19 protein-coding genes are annotated in these 21,592 nt (G+C 54.5%); 5 read left to right on the top strand and 14 right to left on the bottom strand.

The features are described from left to right. Positions 1-57 precede the first annotated feature (57 nt). The 3 genes from F8561_RS14955 to blr form a co-directional block, all read right to left on the bottom strand. Complete coding sequence (locus tag F8561_RS14955) at positions 58-498, bottom strand: DUF2569 domain-containing protein (RefSeq protein WP_025204344.1); 441 nt, start codon at positions 496-498, stop codon at positions 58-60. Positions 499-584: 86 nt separating this feature from the next. After that, positions 585-800, bottom strand: coding sequence for a transcription modulator YdgT (ydgT, locus tag F8561_RS14950; protein ID WP_006174966.1), 216 nt, complete (start codon positions 798-800; stop codon positions 585-587). A 232-nt stretch (positions 801-1,032) separates the two neighbouring features. Then, positions 1,033-1,158 (bottom strand): division septum protein Blr, encoded by a 126-nt coding sequence (blr, locus tag F8561_RS14945; RefSeq protein WP_168112406.1) that lies wholly within the window; start codon positions 1,156-1,158, stop codon positions 1,033-1,035. A gap of 243 nt (positions 1,159-1,401) precedes the next feature. Here blr and F8561_RS14940 point away from each other — a divergent pair, with 243 nt between their 5' ends. Beyond that, entirely contained in the window at positions 1,402-2,442 is a 1,041-nt protein-coding gene (locus tag F8561_RS14940; RefSeq protein WP_151887652.1) for an oxidoreductase, read from the top strand. Between the two features lie 45 nt (positions 2,443-2,487). Here the strand turns inward: F8561_RS14940 and add are convergent, their stop codons facing one another. The 3 genes from add to malX all read right to left on the bottom strand — a co-directional run bounded on the left by add (position 2,488) and on the right by malX (position 6,399). Continuing rightward, positions 2,488-3,489, bottom strand: coding sequence for an adenosine deaminase (gene add / locus F8561_RS14935; RefSeq protein ID WP_014169807.1), 1,002 nt, complete (start codon positions 3,487-3,489; stop codon positions 2,488-2,490). Between the two features lie 96 nt (positions 3,490-3,585). After that, on the bottom strand, positions 3,586-4,758 hold the full coding sequence (locus tag F8561_RS14930; protein WP_151887651.1) for a MalY/PatB family protein: 1,173 nt from the start codon (positions 4,756-4,758) through the stop codon (positions 3,586-3,588). A 48-nt stretch (positions 4,759-4,806) separates the two neighbouring features. Next, positions 4,807-6,399 carry a maltose/glucose-specific PTS transporter subunit IIBC gene (malX, locus tag F8561_RS14925; RefSeq protein ID WP_014169809.1) on the bottom strand — a complete coding sequence of 531 codons (1,593 nt, stop codon included), beginning with the start codon at positions 6,397-6,399 and terminating at the stop codon, positions 4,807-4,809. Positions 6,400-6,576: 177 nt separating this feature from the next. Here malX and F8561_RS14920 point away from each other — a divergent pair, with 177 nt between their 5' ends. Next, positions 6,577-7,605 carry a Mal regulon transcriptional regulator MalI gene (locus tag F8561_RS14920; protein WP_151887650.1) on the top strand — a complete coding sequence of 343 codons (1,029 nt, stop codon included), beginning with the start codon at positions 6,577-6,579 and terminating at the stop codon, positions 7,603-7,605. 69 nt (positions 7,606-7,674) lie between these two features. Here F8561_RS14920 and F8561_RS14915 read toward each other — a convergent pair whose 3' ends face one another. Beyond that, positions 7,675-9,243, bottom strand: a complete 1,569-nt coding sequence (locus F8561_RS14915) for a YdgA family protein (protein WP_151887649.1) — start codon at positions 9,241-9,243, stop codon at positions 7,675-7,677. 99 nt (positions 9,244-9,342) lie between these two features. After that, positions 9,343-10,518 carry a mannose-6-phosphate isomerase gene (gene manA / locus F8561_RS14910; protein ID WP_151887648.1) on the bottom strand — a complete coding sequence of 392 codons (1,176 nt, stop codon included), beginning with the start codon at positions 10,516-10,518 and terminating at the stop codon, positions 9,343-9,345. A 197-nt stretch (positions 10,519-10,715) separates the two neighbouring features. Here manA and fumA point away from each other — a divergent pair, with 197 nt between their 5' ends. Beyond that, positions 10,716-12,362, top strand: coding sequence for a class I fumarate hydratase FumA (gene fumA, locus F8561_RS14905; RefSeq protein WP_025204339.1), 1,647 nt, complete (start codon positions 10,716-10,718; stop codon positions 12,360-12,362). 137 nt (positions 12,363-12,499) lie between these two features. Then, positions 12,500-13,894, top strand: a complete 1,395-nt coding sequence (fumC, locus tag F8561_RS14900) for a class II fumarate hydratase (RefSeq protein ID WP_020884315.1) — start codon at positions 12,500-12,502, stop codon at positions 13,892-13,894. On the opposite strand, the gene tus is transcribed toward fumC, so the two are convergent. From tus to rstA, 3 genes are all read right to left on the bottom strand, one after another. Next, on the bottom strand, positions 13,895-14,824 hold the full coding sequence (gene tus, locus F8561_RS14895; protein WP_014169815.1) for a DNA replication terminus site-binding protein: 930 nt from the start codon (positions 14,822-14,824) through the stop codon (positions 13,895-13,897). Between the two features lie 74 nt (positions 14,825-14,898). Next, a complete protein-coding gene (gene rstB, locus F8561_RS14890; protein ID WP_151887647.1) occupies positions 14,899-16,197 on the bottom strand; it encodes a two-component system sensor histidine kinase RstB in 1,299 nt (432 codons plus the stop codon). Between the two features lie 485 nt (positions 16,198-16,682). Then, the gene (gene rstA, locus F8561_RS14880) at positions 16,683-17,399 is read right to left on the bottom strand and encodes a two-component system response regulator RstA (RefSeq protein ID WP_025204337.1); all 717 of its coding nucleotides are present in this window, start codon (positions 17,397-17,399) and stop codon (positions 16,683-16,685) included. 128 nt (positions 17,400-17,527) lie between these two features. Between rstA and F8561_RS14875 the strand changes: the two genes are divergently transcribed. Beyond that, positions 17,528-17,863 (top strand): GlpM family protein, encoded by a 336-nt coding sequence (locus tag F8561_RS14875; RefSeq protein ID WP_020884312.1) that lies wholly within the window; start codon positions 17,528-17,530, stop codon positions 17,861-17,863. Here F8561_RS14875 and folM read toward each other — a convergent pair. The 3 genes from folM to ydgH all read right to left on the bottom strand — a co-directional run bounded on the left by folM (position 17,860) and on the right by ydgH (position 21,134). Next, entirely contained in the window at positions 17,860-18,582 is a 723-nt protein-coding gene (gene folM / locus F8561_RS14870) for a dihydromonapterin reductase (RefSeq protein WP_020884311.1), read from the bottom strand. The genes F8561_RS14875 and folM overlap by 4 nt on opposite strands. 39 nt (positions 18,583-18,621) lie before the next feature. Further along, the gene (locus F8561_RS14865) at positions 18,622-20,004 is read right to left on the bottom strand and encodes an amino acid permease (RefSeq protein ID WP_020884310.1); all 1,383 of its coding nucleotides are present in this window, start codon (positions 20,002-20,004) and stop codon (positions 18,622-18,624) included. 185 nt (positions 20,005-20,189) lie between these two features. Beyond that, positions 20,190-21,134 carry a DUF1471 family protein YdgH gene (ydgH, locus tag F8561_RS14860; protein WP_020884309.1) on the bottom strand — a complete coding sequence of 315 codons (945 nt, stop codon included), beginning with the start codon at positions 21,132-21,134 and terminating at the stop codon, positions 20,190-20,192. Positions 21,135-21,592 lie beyond the last annotated feature (458 nt).

The raw sequence follows: 21,592 nt of genomic DNA, 5'->3' as shown, positions 1-21,592 counted from the left end.
AAGCCGCCTATTATCGGACAAACCACCGCAGGCGACAACAGGTTATCTGTAAGGTTATTACGGGTTCACAAAGGTGTTCTTCACCCGCGTCGAACGCTTGAAATAGGGCACCAGCAGCGCGGCGGCCAGTAACGGGAAAAGCAACTGGCGAACGGCCAGGGCATCAGAAACTGGCGAAAAAGCAAAGGCTTTCACCGCCAGCAGGACCGAAATCAGCAGCCAGATAATGTAGTGTTTAGGGACACCCTTACGGCGCTTAAAGAAGGCAATGGTCAGCCATAGCGTGTAGTACCACATCCCGATTGCAAAAACGAACGACACAAACCACATCGTAATATTAAGCACACTTTGCGACATCAGGGTCTGGATTGCATGAGGTGTAATCAGTGCGGTGGTATAAAGCAGCAGCGCAAGTGATGCGCTTAATAAGGCAACCAGCAGCCATGCCAGTGGGGCGATTAACCAGCCTCCAATTCGTTCTCCAGGCGTTGCGGTCATGAACTCTCCCATAATCTGCGCGAAATGTTGTACAGCCAGTTTGCAGGGCGGAGAGTATATAACATTTCGCGCGGATGGCTACTTTCTTATAAAACGTAGCGCCATACAGACTTAGGCACTTCACCGACGTTGAACAAACGGCCACCGGAGACCAGCTCCGCACGGCGGTGGTCAGCGGCGCGATACATATTGATGATTTCCTGATTATCCGACAGCGTGTAGTTCAGATGGTCAAACAGTTTTTCCAGGCTCTCAAGCGAATTGATCTTGCGAAATTTTAATAAATAGTCCTGAACTGTCATATTAATAAGTTTCCATATAAAAGTGAGTAATACCAGTTAAGGTAATTCGTCCGAATAATAAACGGATTAATAAAGACGTAAACAGCCCACTCAGATAACGCGACTAAATTAGGAGTTTTCTTTGCTGAAAGTACAGGCATCAGACGATGCCTGGAAGAGAAGGTTAACCGTGTTCACCAGGGCTGGCAATAAGTAACTGACATATTATGTCACTCTTTATTGCGGTAACCGGTTACTTAGGTTGGGCGACGGTGACAGGCTCCGGCGGCTGGTAGTTATCGATATGGCTGGCAACGCCAAGCAAAATGACCGATACCCCAAGGACAATCCATCCCGCTAATTCAATGATTCGATTAATAATTGACGTCATGACTGGTACGTGTAATTTATCCATAAATACAGGTTGCAAATGTTACAGCGCCGTTTCCCCCGCGGCAAGTGCTTTGGGAACGGTTCCCCTAAACAAAATCAGAACGTTAAATCTATGTAACAAAAACAACCGGCATAGCCTGCTATTTTACGTCATATGGCACATGATTAATCTGTAAGAACGTCAGAGTAGCCAGTGTGAAATAAGATAGTCATAAAAGAGGGCAACATTATGAGTGATAGCATCCGCGTCGGGCTTATTGGTTACGGGTACGCGAGCAAGACTTTTCATGCGCCTCTGATTGCCGGGACGCCGGGCATGGCGCTGGCGGCAGTTTCCAGTAGCGATGCCACGAAAGTGCATGCAGACTGGCCCTCCGTGCCGGTTGTTTCTGAACCTAAGCATCTTTTTAACGACCCTAATATTGATCTGATCGTCATTCCCACCCCCAATGACACGCATTTTCCGCTGGCAAAGGCTGCACTGGAGGCCGGTAAGCACGTTATTGTCGATAAACCCTTCACGGTGACGTTGTCACAGGCACGCGAACTGGATGCGCTGGCAAAAAGTTTTGGCAGAGTGCTTTCGGTATTTCATAACCGCCGCTGGGACAGTGATTTCCTGACGGTAAAAGCGCTCCTTAATGAAGGTACGCTGGGCGAAATCCTCTTTTTTGAATCGCACTTTGACCGGTTCCGCCCTCAGGTCCGAAACCGCTGGCGTGAGCAAGCCGGGCCGGGCAGCGGCATCTGGTACGATTTAGCGCCGCATCTTCTCGATCAGGCCGTAAATTTGTTTGGCCTGCCGGTCAGCATGACGGTCGATCTGGCCCAGCTCAGACCCGGAGCGCAAACCACCGACTACTTTCATGCCATCTTGAGTTACCCGCAGCGGCGTATTGTACTGCACGGGACAATGGTGGCAGCCGCCGAATCAGCGCGTTATATCCTTCACGGTACGCGCGGGAGCTATGTGAAGTTTGGTCTCGATCCTCAGGAAGAACGCCTGAAAAACGGCGAGCGTTTGCCGCAGGAAGACTGGGGCTATGACATGCGGGACGGGGTTGTGACGCGGGTGGAAGGCGAGGAGAGGGTTGAAGAAACGTTACTGACGATCCCGGGTAACTATCCGGCGTATTATGCCGCTGTCCGTGATGCGCTAAACGGGACGGGGGATAACCCGGTTCCGGTCAGCCAGGCGATTCAGATTATGGAATTGATTGAACTGGGGATTGAATCAGCCAAACACCGCGCAACGCTCTGTCTGGCGTGATTCTGGCAAAGCCGGGTAAGGGGACGACCCCACCCGGCAACGGGCTTAGCCGCGGGCGACCTTATCCCGCAGCGCCTGTTTCTCTGCTGGCGTCAGGAAGGCGATGTCCAGGCCGTTAATCTGCGCCTGGCGGATCTGATCCTGACTCAGGCCAGCCTGCGGTGCGGCGACGGTGTACTCATGAATAATATCCACGCCCTGTACTGCCGGATCGTCCGTGTTCAGTGAGGCCAGAACACCGTGCTCCAGGAAGGTTTTCAGCGGGTGATGCGCCAGTGATGCCACTGTGCTGGTCTGAATATTGGACGTCAGACACGATTCAATACCAATACGCTGCTCGGCAAGGAAATCCATCAGGGCGCGATCTTCAACGGCTTTGACACCATGACCGATACGCTCTGCACCCAGCTCACGGATGGCCTGCCAGATGCTTTCAGGGCCTGCCGCTTCACCGGCATGCACGGTAATGTGCCAGCCGGCGTCACGCGCGCGGTTGAAATGAGAAAGGAACAAACTGCCCGGGAAGCCGAGTTCATCCCCCGCTAGGTCAACGGCAGCGATCGCATCACGATGTGCCAGTAACCCTTCCAGCTCCTGCAGGCAGGCCGCTTCACCGAAGGTACGGCTCATAATGCCAATCAGGCGAGCCTGAACGTCGAAGGTTTTACACCCTTCGCGCACGCCGTCAATTACCGCTTCAACCACGCCTGCAACGGGCAGGTTGTGGGTCATCGCCATATAGCCTGGCGAAAAGCGCAGTTCAACGTAGTGCAGGCCATTACGGGCGGCATCTTCAATATTTTCGAAAGCAACACGGCGGCAGGCATCCAGCGAGGCCAGCATCTTCACGCCCCAGTCGAGTTTGCTCAGGAAACTGACCAGATCCGGTTCATTTGAGGTGACCTGAACGTGGGGGATTAGGGTCTCAATCGTTTGTGCAGGGAGCGTGAGATTGTACTGGCGGCCAAGATCGAGGATGGTTTGGGCACGAATGTTACCGTCAAGATGGCGGTGAATATCAGTTAGTGGCAGGCGTGTATCAATCATGGTCGCACTCTTTTCTGGTTAAAGTGCGTCATATTATAAAAACAAAACGAGGTAAAAAGCTATTTGCGCAAGGGAATATTCCGTTGCGCAATCTGATTACAGGAGCGTCGTTATGCCAGCGATCAGCCGCTGAACCCCTTGCTCAAGCTTGCTACGCGGGCATCCCGCGTTCAAACGGACAAAACCGTTACCCTCTTCGCCGTAGGTGTATCCCGGCATGATGGCGACCTTTTGCTGCTCAATAAGGACTTTTTGTAGCATTTTATCGTCAAGGTTGAGTGGGCGTAAATCGATCCAGGCCAGATACGTGGCTTCGGGTGGCTGCCAGTCGAGCGTCGGAAACGCGCGGTGTAATTCGCGTGCAATGTACGCCAGATTTTCTTCCAGATACGCCCGCAACGCATCCAGCCATGGCTCTCCCTGCTGATAGGCAGCAATGTGGGCCGTCAGCGCCAGTACGGAAGGGGAAGAGAGCCCGTCACGACCTTTTAATGCGCTGAGGTAACCGTTACGGCTCTGTTCATCGCCAATCAGCCCCCAGGCACCGGTGAGCGCCGGTATGTTAAAACTTTTTGAACCAGAGCTCAGAAGTGCCCATTTGCCGCGTGCCACTTCATTCCACGGCGTATGGCGACGGCCTCCCCACACCATGTCCATATGAATTTCATCGCTGATCACCGCCACGTCATAACGGGCGCACAGTTCTGCCATGTGACTCAGCTCTTCACGGGTCCAGACTTTACCCGTGGGATTTTGCGGGCTGCACAGCAGCAAAATTTTGTTTTCCGGTTTTGCCAGCGCCGCCTCAAGCGCGGCCCTATTTCCCTGCCAGCCCGTGGCATGTTTTTCCATCGCCACGCCGACCACCTGGCGGGCATTCCCCTCGATGGCCTTATAGAACGCATCGTAAGCGGGGGTATGGACCACCACGCCGTCGCCGGGAGTTGACCAGAGGCGAATCAGTTCGGATACCATATAAATAACGGAAGGCCCGTACACGAGCGAGTCGGTATCAATGTGGCTGTTAAAGCGTTGCCGGAACCAGTGTGCCACAGCGGCGAGAAACTCTTCATTTTTCCATCGGCTGTAGCCAAACACCCCGTGATGAATACGCTGATGCAGCGCTTCGGTGATGCAGGGCGCGGTCGCGAAATCCATATCGGAGATGGTGAAGGGCAGCAGATCGGCCGCGCCAAAGCGGTCGGCGACATAGTCCCACTGCGTGCACCAGGTGCCGTGTCGATCCACGACGGTTGAAAAATCGAACATGACTCAAGTCCTTAAAGAAAAACCCCCTCAGCGCGAGGGGGTGAGGCATCAGGCTTCCACTGTACGCATCAGGGTTGCCAGCTCATCTTTCACTGACTGAACCTGCGGGCCGATAACCACCTGCAAATTATGTTGATTTAACTGTACCACGCCGATGGCCCGGTTGGCTTTCAGGGCGTTGGTGTCCACTTTCGACATATCCGCCACCGACAGGCGCAGTCGGGTGATGCAGTTATCCAGAGAGGTAATGTTATCCGCACCACCCAGCGCCGCCAGAATAGCAGGGGTGTTATAGCCGGACTTACCCACGGTACCTGCAACTGCCTGCTCAACGCTGCTGGCGGTATCGGTATCCCGCCCAGGCGTTTTGAGGTTAAAGCGGGTGATGGCGAAGCGGAAAATGCCGTAGTACACCGCGAACCAGATAGCGGCGACCACCGGTACCAGGTACCACTTGGTCGACAACCCGTGCAGGATCCCGAACACCACAAAGTCGATGACGTTGCCGTCGGTATTCCCGATGGTGACGCCCAGCACCGCCATCACGGTGAAGCCCAGACCGGTCAGTACCGCGTGGATGAGATACAGCACTGGCGCGACAAACAGGAACAGGAATTCGATTGGCTCCGTTGTACCGCCCACGACGCAGGCGATGACCCCGGAAATCAGCAGCCCTTTAATTTTATGGCGGTTTTCCGGACGAGCACAGTGATACATGGCCAGCGCCGCACCCGGCAAGCCGCCGAGGAAGGCCGGCATTTTACCCTGTGACAGGAAGCGGGTCGCACTTTCAGAGAAGCCGTGCGTGGTCGGGCAGCTCAGCTGTGCCTGGAAGATGGTCAGCGCACCGCTCACATCGTGTCCGCACACCTCCATTGTGCCGCCCGCTTCGGTAAAGCGGATCAGCGCCACCAGAATATGTTGCAAACCAAACGGCAGCAGCAGACGTTCGCCGGTTCCGAAGATCATCGGGCCAAAATCGCCCGCACCGTTGATGATGCGACCAATCCCGTTAATCCCCAGCGCAAAGACTGGCCAGATCAGCGGAATAATAAGGCCAAACAGACCCATGACCACAAGGGTTACAATGGGTACAAAGCGGGTGCCCCCGAAGAACGCCAGCGCATCAGGCAGGCGGATATTGTGGAAGCGCTCATGCAGCATCCAGATAATCACCCCGGCGATCACCGCGCCGAGGATCCCGGTATCAATGGACTGAATCCCGATAACGCTCTGAATGTTGTTCGCTTTAAGCACGGCGGCATCGGTGGTGGGCAGAATGCCTTTAGCCGTCAGCCAGAAGTTCACCGCAAGGTTCATTACCGCATAACCGACAAACCCGGCAAAGGCGGCCACGCCTTTGTTCTCGCGTGCCAGACCCAGCGGGATAGCAATACAGAACATCACCGGCAGGAAGCTGAAGGCGAAGGAGCCGACTTTACTCATCCAGATAAAGATCGCCTGCAGCACAGGTGTCCCGAGGAACGGGATCAGCGTGATGACGTCCTTACTGCTCAATGAACTGCCGATCCCGAGCATGATCCCGCAGAACGAGAGGAGTGCCACGGGCAGCATAAAGGTTTTACCCAGTTGCTGGAAAAATTCCCACAGCGATATTTTTTGTGCTGCTTTCGCCGTCATAAAACGACTCCTTTATTGTTAAAATCAGTTTATCTGCTTCAATGCTGCGAGAAGATAAAACGTTTTATCAAAGTTTAGTGCGCTCTGAATCACATTCTCAGGCTTTGACTGGTAGTATAAAGATTACATATTGATAAAACGTTTTACCGATCTCATTTCAGGGAGTCACGCCGACACATGGCTGTAGCGAAAAAAATCACCATCAACGATGTCGCGCTGGCGGCGGGGGTTTCCGTCAGCACCGTTTCACTGGTGCTCAGCGGGAAAGGACGCATTTCTCCCGCGACCGGGCAACGGGTTAACGAGGCGGTTGAGCAACTGGGCTTTGTACGTAACCGCCAGGCATCAGCGCTGCGCGGCGGCCAAAGCGGTGTGATCGGTTTGATTGTGCGTGACCTGACCTCTCCCTTTTATGCCGAACTGACCGCGGGCCTGACCGAAGCGCTTGAAGCGCAGGGACGGATGGTCTTTTTGCTTCACGGCGGTCGCGAGGCCGATCAGCTCCTTTCCCGTCTGGATATGCTGCTTACGCAGGGCGTCGACGGGGTGATCGTCGCCGGCGCGTCGGGGGTGAGTAATGCCTTGTGCGAGCGCGCCGCCGAAAAAGGCGTGCCGCTGGTGTTTGCCTCGCGCGCCAGTTATCTGGACGAAGCCGATACCCTGCGACCGGACAACATGCAGGCCGCACAAATGTTGACGGAGCATCTCATTCATCGGGGGCATCAGCGCATTGCCTGGCTTGGCGGAAAAAGCTCGTCCCTGACGCGAGCCGAGCGGGTAGGCGGCTACTGCGCGACGCTGATTAAATACGGCCTCCCGTTCCACAGCGAATGGGTGGTGGAATGCGAATCCAGCCAGAAGAAAGCCGCGGAAGCGATAAACGCGTTATTACGGAGTAGCCCGACGATAAGCGCCGTGATTTGCTATAACGAGGTGATTGCGATGGGGGCCTGGTTTGGCCTGATCCGCGCCGGGCGTCAGAGCGGCGAGGGTGGCGTTGAAACCTTCTTCGGCCACCAGGTGGCGTTAGGGGCATTTGCCGATGTTGGTGAAAACGCGCTGGACGATCTGCCCATTGTCTGGGCCACCACACCTGCCCGGGAGATGGGTTACACGCTGGCGGACAGGATCATGCAGCGCATCGAAAAAGCAGACGTGCAGGCCGGGCACCAGATTGTGTCGGCACGGTTAGTGACGGTGAAATAGTATTTCGTGGCACCAGTCTGAGTACCTGCAACCGGTAATAAAAAACCCCTCAGAGAGGGGTTTTGATGATTACTGCTGTGGTGCAGCGGGTGCAGCGGGTGCAGCGGGTGCAGCAGGTGCTTCAGGCACGGCCGGCGCTGCCGGTTCAGCCGGTTCCGGCATCCCCAGAGCAGGCATACCAAACATCCCGACAAAATCTTCCAGCGGCATTTTATCGCCGTTCAGCGTGACCTGACCGTTGGCATACTGCAGGCTGGTGGAAATGGTGTTGTCTTCCATCTTCGTGATGCGGAACATCTGACCCATTGCCGCCAGGCCTTTCACCTGCTGGCTCGCCAGCTTGCCGGCATCTTCATCGCCATACCCTTCAAGCTTCGCAATCTGGGTCATAAACTCGGTCGCCATATCCATAGGGATGGTCAGCTTGCTGTCGAGTGACTTCACGCTGCGATCCACTTCCTGCGCCAGCGTCTGAGGTTCACCCGTTGCGGTTGCCGGGTCTTTCAGGAACAGGGACAGGTTAAAGTTGGTTTCGCCTTTGCTGTTTTTCCAGCTCAGCGGGGCCACGGTGATAACTGGCTCGCCTTTCAGCAGGATTGGCAGGTTGTTCATCAGCACCGCCAAGGCCTGCTGCTGGTAAACTTCCGGATTCTGCTGCAGCGCGGCATTGCTCAGCAGTGCCTGGCTCTCTTTGCTGTATTTCTGGCTAAATTCATGCCACGCCTGACCGTCGATATTGCCAATCTTCAGCGACAGTTTGCCGGTCCCGAGATCCTGGTTCTGCACTTTCAGGCTCTTCAGGGCGTAATCCAGTTGGGTATTGATGCTCTTACCGTCTTTAGACACGTCGGATTTGCCGTCCACCTCCATGCCTTCCAGCACGGCCATCTCTTTACCTTCAACCGCGATAGCAATCTTGTCGAAAGAGAGTTTCTGATTACCGATACGCTCTTTAAAATCGGTCATCTTGCTGTCGCCGTCGGCTTTCAGGTTATTGAACGTCAGCTGAACCTTTTGACCGTATTCATTGACGGCATTGATCAGGCCGCTCTCTGCTTCACCGGTCAGGGAGAAGACATTTCCATCGCGGTCAGCATCAACCTTGAAATTCCCCCCGCTAAAGGTCACTTTCTCGTTATCTTTCTCGTAGTTCAGTGCTTTCAGATCGATACTGGAACGTGTGTCGCCGGCGTAGCTGATGCGGGTGTTAACCTCGAAAGGTGACTCGTTCTTTGCCAGATCAAACAGAGGTTTGGTTAAGTCGTTATTCACCAGTACAGTATGAACGGACGCCATCGACGGGATCAGGTTAAAAGACGTTAACTGTGCCAGCGGGAACGGACCGTGGCTGACCACTTCATCCAGCACCACGCTTTGGCCCGGTTTCAGCCAGCCATTTTCATTACCGGCAACAGGCTTGACAACCACCTGCATATGGCTGGTAAAGACACCACGCTGATAATTCTGGTAGGCAAGCTCCACGCCTGCTTCCGGCGCGCCACGCTTAAGCTCTCCGTTAGCCTGTGCCACCATCTCAGCCAGACGGCTTTCCAGCTGTTTCCCGGTAAACCAGGAGGCACCTGTCCAGACCACGCCTAACGCTACAATCACTCCTACCGCTACGACCGATTTTTTCATTGCGACTATCCCTAAAATGAAACCAGGCGGTAGAAACCGCCCGGTGATGTAAAGTCTTCAACTAGCTTAGCAAGAGTTGTTAAAAAATTCAGTAAGTGCTTATAGCTTATTAAAAACACGCGCCAGACGACCGGTACCGCTCACGCTCACCGGCGACTCGTTTGCCGCTACAAATGCCGATTCGCCTGGCTTGAGCACCAGACGCTCGCCACCTTTATGCAGCGTTGCTTCACCCTCAACGCAGAACAGGATTGCTGCGCTCTCCTGCGCGATGGCGGTTTCTGCCGGGCTCAGGTCATGCAGTGAGAAGGCAAAATCATCCACCGGGATCGGGAAGTTCAGCTCCGCACCCTGTTTAACAGGCTGAGTCAGCAGGTGATCCGCTGGCTTCGCCTCAAACTTCACGTTGGCAACCAGCTCAGGGATATCAATGTATTTCGGCGTCAGGCCTGCACGCAGTACGTTGTCTGAGTTGGCCATCACCTCCAGCGCCACGCCCTGCAGGTAGGCGTGCGGGGTTTCAGCAAACAGGAACATCGCCTCGCCCGGGTTCAGCTTCACCACGTTCAGCAGCAGAGGGGAGAACAGGCCGCTGTCGTCCGGGTAGAATTCAGAAATCAGGCGGATGGTATCCCACGGCTCACCGTGCTGGCTGTCCAGCGCTGCTTTTAGCACCGCCAGGGCGTGAGATTTCTCTTCACCCTGCATGTTCAGCAGGCTGGCGAAAAGCTGGCTCAGGCCTGCTGCATTCGGGTTTTCCAGGAAGTGAGCGATAGCGTTGTTAGCACCCGCCACCGGCTGCAGCAGGGAGATAATTTCTGAGAACTCGCGAAACGCGTTCATCGCCAGGAAGGGGGTCAGCGCAAAGACCAGTTCCGGCTTGTGGTTAGGATCTTTGTAGTTACGCTCGGCGGCATCTAACGGAATACCGGCCGCGTTCTCTTTCGCAAAGCCCATCTCAGAGGCTTTTTTATTCGGGTGCACCTGGATCGAGAGCGGCTGGTCGGCGCACAGCACTTTAAACAGGAACGGCAGCTCACCAAAACGGCTGGCAACCTTGTCACCCAGCAGGGTGGCTTTGTCGGCATCAATCACGTCGCGCAGAGAGCGAACCTGGCCGCTTGCGTCTTCAATTTTTGAGCTGCTCTTCGGGTGCGCACCCATCCACAGTTCTGCCATTGGCAGGTTGTTTGGGTTCGCGATACCGTAGAGATCCGTTAACGCAGTTTTACTTCCCCAGGCGTAGTTTTGCACTGAGTTAATGAGTTTTTGCATTATCAAGCCCTGATTCAATGGTGGAATTAACTCCGGGTATTAAAGCAATAAACCACATGGAAGTAACCTGTGGATGTAAAAAGTCGTACTAGTCTCAGTTTTTGTTAAAAAATTGTGTAGGATAAGCTGACTCGCTTTTAAGCGGGCAGCGGAACATCTGCCCAAATAATCAGACTGAAGCAGTAAGTGAGAGAACAATGTCGAACAAACCCTTTCATTATCAGGATCCTTTCCCCCTCAGTAAGGATCAAACCGAATATTACCTGTTAACCCGCGATCACGTCTCCGTCTCTGAATTCGAAGGGCAGGAGATCCTCAAGGTCGATCCGCAGGCGCTGACGTTACTGGCGCAGCAGGCTTTCCACGACGCCTCGTTTATGCTCCGCCCTGCGCACCAGCAGCAGGTTGCCGATATCCTGAGCGACCCGCAGGCCAGCGAAAACGACAAATACGTCGCCCTGCAGTTCCTGCGTAACTCGGATATCGCGGCGAAAGGTATTTTACCTACCTGCCAGGACACCGGCACGGCCATCATTGTGGGTAAAAAAGGCCAGCGCGTCTGGACCGGCGGCGGCGACGAAGCGGCGCTGGCGCACGGCGTGTACAACACCTACACCGAAGACAACCTGCGCTACTCGCAAAACGCGGCGCTGGATATGTACAAAGAGGTCAACACGGGCACAAACCTGCCTGCGCAGATTGACCTGTATAGCGTGGACGGTGATGAATACAAATTCCTCTGCATCGCCAAAGGTGGCGGTTCAGCGAACAAAACCTATCTCTACCAGGAAACCAAAGCGCTGCTCACACCGGGCAAGCTGAAGAATTACCTGGTTGAGAAAATGCGCACGCTCGGCACCGCTGCCTGCCCGCCGTACCATATTGCCTTTGTGATTGGCGGTACGTCAGCAGAGAGCACCCTGAAAACGGTGAAGCTGGCGTCGACCAAATACTACGACGGCCTGCCTACCGAAGGTAACGAGCACGGCCAGGCGTTCCGCGATGTTCAGCTCGAACAGGAACTGCTGGAAGAAGCGCGTAACCTTGGCCTGGGGGCGCAGTTCGGCGGCAAATATTTTGCCCATGATGTGCGTGTGATCCGTCTGCCGCGCCACGGTGCCTCCTGCCCGGTTGGGATGGGGGTCTCCTGTTCTGCGGATCGTAACATCAAGGCGAAGATCAACCGCGAAGGCGTCTGGATCGAAAAACTGGAGAATAACCCAGGGAAGTACATTCCTGAAGCGTTGCGCAAAGCGGGCGAGGGTGAAGCCGTTCACGTTGACCTGAACCGTCCGATGAAAGAGATTCTGGCGCAGCTGTCTCAGTATCCGGTGTCGACCCGTCTCTCTCTTAACGGAACCATCATCGTTGGTCGTGACATCGCTCACGCGAAACTGAAAGAGCGTCTGGACAACGGTGAAGGGCTGCCGCAGTACATCAAAGATCACCCGATTTACTACGCAGGCCCGGCCAAAACGCCAGAAGGCTACGCCTCTGGCTCGTTAGGCCCGACCACCGCAGGCCGTATGGACTCGTATGTTGACCAGCTGCAGGCCAACGGCGGCAGCATGATCATGCTGGCAAAAGGAAACCGTAGCCAGCAGGTGACGGATGCCTGCCATAAACACGGTGGCTTCTACCTGGGCAGCATCGGCGGTCCGGCTGCCGTACTCGCGCAGGGCAGCATCAAGAGCCTTGAGTGCATTGAATACCCGGAACTGGGTATGGAAGCTATCTGGAAAATTGAAGTGGAAGATTTCCCGGCGTTTATCCTTGTGGATGACAAAGGTAACGACTTCTTCAGGCAGATCCAGTCCTCTCAATGTTCGGCGTGTGTGAAGTAATCTACTATAGCCGGGTGGCGTTCACGTCACCCGGCACATCAAAGAGCGCACAAAGCGCCATATCTTTTCTGTAAAGCACTCAATACTTATCTCTGAAGCATGTGAGCAATCCCGACAGTGTTATCAAGGAGAAAGTAATGACTACGGTACGCCGTGAGAAAGACTCTATGGGCGCGATCGATGTCCCGGCTGACAAGCTATGGGGCGCGCAAACCCAGCGTTCGTTGGAACATTTCCGTATTTCGACCGAGAAAATGCCCGTCTCGCTGATTCAGGCGCTGGCGCTCACTAAACGTGCGGCCGCCAAAGTGAATCAGGATTTAGGCCTGCTGGCGGCAGATAAGGCCACCGCGATTATCACTGCTGCCGATGAAGTGCTGGCCGGCAAGCATCCCGATGAATTCCCCCTCGCCATCTGGCAGACCGGTTCTGGCACCCAGAGCAACATGAATATGAACGAAGTGCTGGCGAACCGGGCAAGCGAACTGCTGGGCGGCGTGCGCGGTATGGAGCGTAAGGTTCACCCGAACGATGACGTAAACAAAAGCCAAAGTTCGAACGACGTCTTCCCGACGGCGATGCACGTGGCGGCGGTGATTGCGCTTCGTGAACAGCTGATCCCGCAGCTCAACGTGCTTAAAACCACCCTTGGCGAGAAGGCGCAGGCTTTCAGCGATATCGTCAAAATAGGACGTACTCATCTGCAGGATGCCACGCCGCTGACGCTCGGCCAGGAGATTTCCGGCTGGGTGGCAATGCTAGAACATAACCTCAAGCACATCGAGTACAGCCTGCCGCATCTTGCAGAGCTGGCGCTGGGCGGAACGGCGGTCGGTACGGGGTTAAATACCCATCCGGAATATGCGGTGCGCGTTGCCGACGAGCTGGCGGCCATCACCGGGCAGCCGTTTATCACGGCGCCGAATAAGTTTGAAGCGCTGGCCACCTGTGATGCGCTGGTTCATACCCACGGTGCCCTCAAGGGGCTGGCAGCGTCGTTGATGAAAATCGCCAATGATGTGCGCTGGCTGGCCTCGGGTCCCCGTTGCGGTATCGGTGAAATTAGCATTCCGGAGAACGAGCCGGGTAGCTCAATCATGCCGGGCAAAGTAAACCCGACCCAATGTGAAGCCATGACCATGCTCTGCTGTCAGGTAATGGGTAACGACGTTGCCGTTAACATGGGCGGCGCGTCCGGTAACTTTGAGCTGAACGTCTATCGCCCGATGGTGATTCACAACGTGCTTCAGTCCATACGCCTGCTGGCGGACGGTATGGAGAGTTTCAACGAGCACTGTGCGTCAGGCATTGAGCCAAACCGCGAGCGCATCAGCCAGTTGCTCAATGAGTCGTTGATGCTGGTGACCGCGCTGAATACCCATATCGGCTACGACAAAGCCGCTGAGATTGCGAAAAAAGCGCATAAAGAGGGGCTGACGCTGAAAGCCTCCGCTCTGGCATTGGGTTACCTGACGGAGGCTGAGTTTGATGCATGGGTACGCCCGGAATCGATGGTCGGCAGCCTGAAATAATCACTGCGCCACATACAGGTGCAGCCGCGGAATGATCAGCTGCAGCGGTTGCGCCTGAGGTCTGTAACGATGCTGGACATTTTCAGCATCGTAATTCAGCAGTTCGCCAATATCCGGCACAATGGCCCCCTGATCGGCATCATAAAGTGCGATCAGCGGCGTCGGGCAGGCATACTGTACCTGCTTTTGCTGGCCGGAATACCAGACGCGCGCGATAGGCTGCACCTTCACCGGACGCTTAATCTTAAGCCGGGTATCTGCCGGCAGTGAGGCGATGCTGTGGTACTCCTGCTCAAGCCGTTCAATCCACTGCTCGCGTGACCACGGTGCGACAGTCCGCGGTGCCTTCAGACTCTTTTCCAGCTGCGCCAGAATGTCATCCCGGGTGAAGTTTTTAATGATGTGCTTGTTGGCCCAGCCGAAGCGAAGCGTAGCGGGATGACGCAGTACCGTGAGCGTACGGTAGGCATTCAGGGTGATTAATCCCGGTAGCTGTCGGTGTACCCATTCAAAACGGGCGGCAGGGGCCAGACCCGACTCTTCAGTGATGATCTTTTCAAACGTCGCCTTAAGCGTGTTGATATGCGCAATCTGGTTTTCCAGCGCTTCTCGCGTTGTTGCATCAGTTTGCAGGCAGATTACGCCCGGCAGACGAACGGCCGCCTTACTGCTGCGGTTTTCTGACTGCTGCTGGATAAACAGGCGACGGTAGTGCCGCAGCGTCAGTTCCAGCGCCGCTTTGCCGATATGCTGCTGTACCTCTATGGTTTCCAGCGGGTCGTGTTCAGCGCCTTTCACCACATCCGGCAGGGTAAAGACCCGCGCGGCTAACAGACGGCAGGTCTGCAAACGTTCGGTCAGGGTCAGTAACTCGTGTTCAATGTCGCGGAACGTGCTGTTCAGCCTTTCGATGAGATCGTACGTCGCCATGATAACTCTTCATTAGTTACAACATACTTATCATATAGCACAGCACGCCGGGTCAGGCCAGCGTGCGATAAAGGTCAGGCAGGGACGGGAAGGGTGATGTTGTGATATACCGGCCAGCTAAAGCAGAAGCGCGCGCCGCCGAGTGCGCTCTCTTCACAATGCACCGTGCCGCCCATCGCCTGCGCAATGGAGTAAACAATTGCCAGCCCGAGGCCACATCCCCCCGTGGCACGATCGCGGCTGGGGTCGAGGCGTACAAACGGCTCAAACACCGTTTCACGCGCTTCCGGGGCGATGCCCGGTCCGTCATCCTCAACCGTCAGACAGGCCTGACTACCCTGTAAATCTAAGCCAATCTGCAGCGTGCTCTCGCTATAGCGCATGGCGTTGTTCATCAGATTATCCAGCACGCGTTCCATCAGACGCATATCCAGTGCGCCATAATCGCCGGGCGTGACGTGTGTCAGCAGGGTACGTTGCGGGTTTACGCTCTGGACATCATCGATATGGGTTTGTAACCAGTCGGGCAGGTCCGGCGTACTGAGGTTCAGTTCGTTTTGCGGGCGATCGAGGCGCGCGTAGGTCAGGAGCTCCTCAATGAGGCCCTCAAGCTGACCAATGTCGCGGTTCAGCGCCTGAGACTCGGCCTCCGTCAGGTTTTCGCTCATCTCCAGCCGATAGCGCAGGCGTACCAGTGGCGTACGCAGCTCGTGAGCAATTCCGTCAATGAGCTGTTTTTTACTGATAATCAGCGCATTGATGTTATCGGCCATCTGGTTAAACGCCACGCCAAGACGCTCGAAGCTGGAACCGCTGTCGAAGTGAATGCGCTCGGTAAAATGCCCGTCACCAAAACGTTGCGCAGCTGATTCCAGTTTCAGCATGTCCTGCCAGTGTGGCCTCATCCAGATAAAGACCGGGAACGCGAGCGAAATGGCAATGAAAGCCAGCAGGGCAAGGTCCAGCAGGCGCATCTGGTGCAGATAATAGAGATAAGGTACCGGCCCCACGGCCAGAACGTAATGGCTCCGTGGAATGCGCTGGATAAAGGTATATTTCTCATCCAGCGCCACAATGTCCCCGTCACGCAGTCGCTGCATGGCGGGTGGCTCTAAATCGAAATCCTTCATCGGCTCGATGCGCAGATCAAACGACAGGTTCAGATCCAGCTCTTTTAAGGTCTTGGCCCAGTCGTGTGGCGGGATCTCTCGCAGCTCGCTGCGCATCAGGTAGAGCGAGCTTTTCATTAAATCATCCAGTGACTGCCTGCCCGCACGTTCGGCGGTGAATTTATAGACCAGCCCAACCAGCATGGTCATCACCAGGAAGCAGACAAACAACAGGAGATAAAACTGTACGAACAGCTTTTTCATTCAATCTCACCGAAAATCAATACGTTAACAACCTGCGTCGAAGACAAACACGCAAACCCAAACTAGTTACACATACCGCTCGGTTTTTTACGGGGTCCGCATTGTGAGTAATCCCACAGAACGTACCCTTTTGATTTCATACAGTCTTCTATTTTTTTGATCCTGGAATCTTGCTGTTCTATCGTTTCGCCCGGCAGCAGGCGGTTGCGACTGAAGCTTTCGTCCCATGAATTGAGCGAATACTTTCGATCAACGCCGCAGGCGTACAAATCCTCACGGCGTTGTTGCACATTGGTATGGCCCGGGGTCCTGGGATTCTGGATAGTCTGAATATACGGAACATAGTCATAATGACTTGAATCCATATCTGCGACAACGCACCCGGTTAACCCAAAACAGCAGATCAGGCTGAGTGTTCTTATTTTATGCAACTGTCAGACCTCGTCTGCGTAATGTTTTAAACAGTGTCGTTCGGGGAACCGGCATCAGGTTTCCCAAGCGTGAGGCGCGAACAGATAGCCCTTGTTACGCACGGTTTTAATGCGGTACGGCTCAGTGGCATTATCCTGCAGTTTTTTACGCAGGCGCGAAATAGCCACGTCAACGCTACGATCCATTCCGTCGTAGCTGACGCCGCGCAGGTTTTTCAGTAATGCATCGCGGTCCATGATCTGCCCAGCGTGGGTTGCCAGTTCCCAGAGCAGGTCAAAATCTGCGGTGGAAAGGGCGATAAGCTCGCCAGAAAGCAGAACCTGACGGTTAATCGGATCAATAGACAAGGTACCAAAACGCATCGCTTTGTGCGGGGTCAGCGACTGAGCAGGCGCTTCTCGTTCAACGCTGGCACGCTGGCGTAAATGAAGGCGCAGACGAGCAAGGAGGACGGCAGGGGGCGTGGTTTTCAGAATGTAGTCATTGGCACCCATTTCGAGTGACAAAATATGGTTCATGTCGCTGTCCAGCGAGGTCAGCAGCACGATAGGGCCCTCCCACCGGGCGCGCAGATCGCGGCAGACCGTCATGCCATCTTTGCCGGGCAGCATAATGTCCAGCAGCACCAGGTCCGGGTTTTCACGTAAGACCACCTCTTCGGCACGATCGCCACGAGGCTCAACAATGACGTCCATATCATGTTTACCCAGATAGGCGGCGATCAATTGCCCAACTTCGGGCTCGTCTTCAACATAAACAATCTTATTCATACAACGTCTGTTATCGTGAAAAAAGCCAACATACACCGCACAACCTTAACGTTCCATTAATCTTTCATAATTAACGCCAGTTCCGTTATTCTGGCTCATAGTGTTATTTGATTGTTATAGGGAAAAAGATGGGGCTGGTGATAAAAGCCGCGTTGGGTGCGCTGGTGGTGTTACTGATTGGTATTCTGGCTAAAACCAGGAATTATTATATTGCCGGGCTGATCCCACTCTTCCCGACCTTTGCGTTAATAGCGCACTATATTGTCGCCTCAGAACGAGGCACGGAAGCATTGCGTACGACCATCGTGTTCGGGATGTGGTCGATCATCCCTTATTTTCTCTATCTGCTTTCGCTGTGGTACTTCACCGGTTTTATGCGACTTCCCCTGGCGCTGAGCGGGGCCGTTGTCTGCTGGGGGCTCAGCGCCTGGGTGCTTATCTTCTTCTGGAGCCGCTTTCACTAGCGCAACGGTCGACCGCCGTCCACGGCAAAGGTTCTGCCAGTGACGTAGCAACTGGTGAGCAGATAATCGATCAGATCGATAACCTCTTTTTCACCTGGCGCAATTTTCATCAGCGATTTATTTAGCGCCTGCTGGCGATACTCCGCATCATCGTCTTCGTTGAATAAAATCATCGCCGGGGCGATGGCGTTCACCTTAACTTCAGGGGCAAGTTTACGGGCGAACGAGCGCGTCATGTTATCGAGTGCAGCTTTACTGGCCGCATAGGCGATGTGCTTGTCGCTGCCGCGCTCCACGACGTAATCGGTGAAATGAATAATATCACCCGCCGCATGTCCGTGACCGCGCAACAGGTCGAGCAGGGCATGGTTCAGCAGATAGGGCGCATTGACGTGGATCTGCAGCATGCAGGAGAGCGTTTCGCTGAGTGGCGTACCGGATTTTTCGGGAAGCCAGGCGCTGGCATTATGGATAATGGCGCGCAGCCCGGGGGTGGTAGATTTCACTTTATCAGCGAAGGCCAGAATACCGTCATCGGTTGAGAAATCGGCCTGAATGCAGATCGCACCGGCTTTGCGTAGCCCCTCAATCGAGGGATATTCGCTGCGGTAACTGATGATGACCGGATGGCGAAGATTGAGAAAGTGATGGGCAAGGGCGAGGCCGATACGACGGCCTCCACCAGTAATCAGTATTGGGCGTTGCTGCGCGTTTCCCATCGTGTTCTCCTTTTCAGTTCAACAATGGGAAAGGCGATTCTATCCCATTAACATCCAGGTTGCCGGTACGGCAGCAACCAGTAACAGCCCGATTAAGGCCATCTCACGGCGTCTAAGCGCGTTCTCTAACTGATGCGTGCGGCGGGCGTAGATAAACACCAGCAGACCCGGTGCATACAACACCACCGACAGCAGCAGATGCATAGGCCCGGAAGCATACAACAACCACAGGCCGTAAATACAGGCTCCGACACCCACCACATAGTGCGCCGGACGTGTGGCGATTTTTAACAGATACGCACCTACTAAGAAATAGGGTACCAGAATCATCTCCGAGGCGATGGTCAGCAGAGTGTTATAGTCTGAACCTGTGAGCCAGATCAGCACCAGACAGACCTGAACGCTGATGTTGGTCAGCCAGAGTGAGGCCGACGGCGCGCTGTTTTTGTTTTGACGAGCAAACAGGCGTGGAAATGCTTTGTGCGTTGCGGCCAGGAACGGCACTTCTGCCGCCATAATGGTCCAGCTCAGGTACGCGCCACACACGGAGATAATCAGCCCCGCGGCAATCACCACGTCACCCCACGGCCCGAACATTTTCACCATCAGGCCCGCCATCGACGGGTTACGCATTTCGGCCAGTTCAGGACGCGCGACCACCCCCAGTGACAGCAGTGTCACCATCAGATACACGCCCAGCGCCGCCAGTACCGCCAGCAGCGTGGCGCGACCCACATCGCGCTTATTCCGCGCCCGGGCAGAGACCACGACGGCCCCTTCAACACCGATGAAGACCCACAGGGTGATCAGCATGGTGTTTTTGACCTGCTCCCAGACCGGTACGCCCAGCGCGACACCGCTGAAATCGAGACTGAACACATCGAGACGGAACGCCATAAAGGCCAGCACGATAAACAGGCCGAGCGGAACCAGTTTGGCCAGGGTTGCCACCAGGTTAATGCTGGCCGCCGTCTGTACGCCACGTAGAATCAACCAGTGAACAACCCACAGCAGTACCGAGGCGCCCACAATGGACTGCCAGGTATTGCCGTCGCCAAAGAACCGCAGTTCAGGGGTATCGGTAAAGAAACTGAGCGCCGAAAAGACGATCACCAGGTAGGAGACGTTTGCGATGACCGCACACAGCCAGTAGCCCCATGCGGAACAGAAGCCAATCAGTTCGCCGAAACCTTCACGGGCGTAAGTGAAAATCCCCCCATCCAGATCCGGGCGGATGCGGGTCAGCAGCAGCATTGCGAACGCCAGCAGCAAAATCCCGGCACCCGTGATGCCCCACCCTATAAGCAGTGCGGCAGGGCTTGCGACCGCCGCCATATTCTGCGGTAAGCTGAACACGCCCGCACCCAGCATTGAGCTCAAAACGAGTGCAGTCAAAGCACTCAGGCCTAGTTTCTTTTCCATTGGCTTCCTGTTATGAAAGGTCCAAATCCAGAATAATTATTTCGCACAGGCGCATAAAAATGGTGGATCACACTAAGGCGCGGGATTTTACGGAGTGTCACGAAAGCATGCAATGACGTGGGGCCGAATTTCAAAAAAAAGTAACAAAAAAGGCGGCATTGCGCCGCCTCGGGTCAACCGTTCTGTTACTTGTACAGGTCGGCGCTGATGGTTACGTTGTTACCACGTTCCTGCCACTGGCGGGTGATGTGGTAATACTTCGCCCCTTTCTTCGCCGCACGTTTCGCGACCTGATAAGAGACTTCCGTCATGTTGCCGTAGTTGCCGGTAAATTTAATGCTGTCGAACGGCACCATCTGCGCTGCAGTGGCTTTGTTCAGCTCTTCAATTTTGGTTCCGTCTGGCAGGGTAACGGAGTAACGGCCACCTTTGGTGGATTGCGTTTCGAAGAAACGGCCCACTTCAGCGCTTGGTGCGGCAGAGGTGGCTACGCCTGGAATTTCCACTTTCTTCGCTTCTTCACCGCCTTTCGCTATCGCCGCACGACCCGCTTCGGAATCTGCAGGGATGGCGTCCGGGCTTTGCAGAACGCGTTTCTTCGCATCTTCTTTATAGATGAACGCGGTAATGCGCTGGTTGCCACCCTGGTTAGCATCGACCTGACGCACGATAAAGAAAGAGTACGCGCCTTTTTCTTTTGCGGCTTTGGTGATGGCATCGTTCACTTCAGGCTGGCTGCGATAGAAGCCCTGCACGGTGACGGTGTCATAAGGTTCCAGCTCAATCGCCTGATCTTTCGGTAATTCAACGACGCCGTTAATCACGCGGTTTTTCGGCGCGTCAGCTTTCGGCGCATTGTCTTTATACAGCGCAATGGTCACGCGCTGGTTACCGCTGTTGCCGGAGTCAGACTGATCAACAACGTAAAACGAGGCCGCACCGTTTTTATCGGCGGCTTTTGATGCGGCGGCGACGGCATCGCCAATAGAATTATAACGACCCACAATGACCGTATGGTCAAAAGGTTTTAACGCTGCCGCTTGCTCCGGCGTTAACTCTGTCGCGGCATTCGCAGACAGGGCGGTCGCGGAGAGAAGTGCGGACGCCAGGAGTGTGTTCTTAAGCTTCATAAAAATAATCCTTCGCCTTGCGCAAACCATGTACTGGTATTGTTGTTAATTTGAGACGGTCCCGATTATGGCATTTAAAACCCGTCGCTGTCTGCGCCATTTTTCACAGCCTGTGCTCACTGAATCATCTGATTTGATAACATTTAGTGATATGTTGAAAAAACAGGCGTCTGACAAGCAAAACTGATAAAGCTTATGACTTTTACAAGTTAATTTAATGTTAATAAGTTGTTCTCTAATGGCGCTATATCATGTTTTTACCGCTTCGCTTGCGCTATTTATCGGTCTCAGCGATGAATTTAAGGTAAATATCACTGTCAGCGACGCAGATCACTTATTTTTCACAGATAAAGTAAGAAATAGTGTTTTCTGGCGGTAGATCACGGGCGTTATTTTCAGTAGGTTATAGAAAGTTTGTTACTGTTTTATTTTCTGGGGTTAATCATATGTCGTCGCTG

Source organism: Enterobacter sp. 198 (assembly GCF_009025585.1).
GTDB lineage: Bacteria > Pseudomonadota > Gammaproteobacteria > Enterobacterales > Enterobacteriaceae > Enterobacter > Enterobacter ludwigii.
This window is presented reverse-complemented; position numbering and strand designations above follow the sequence as displayed.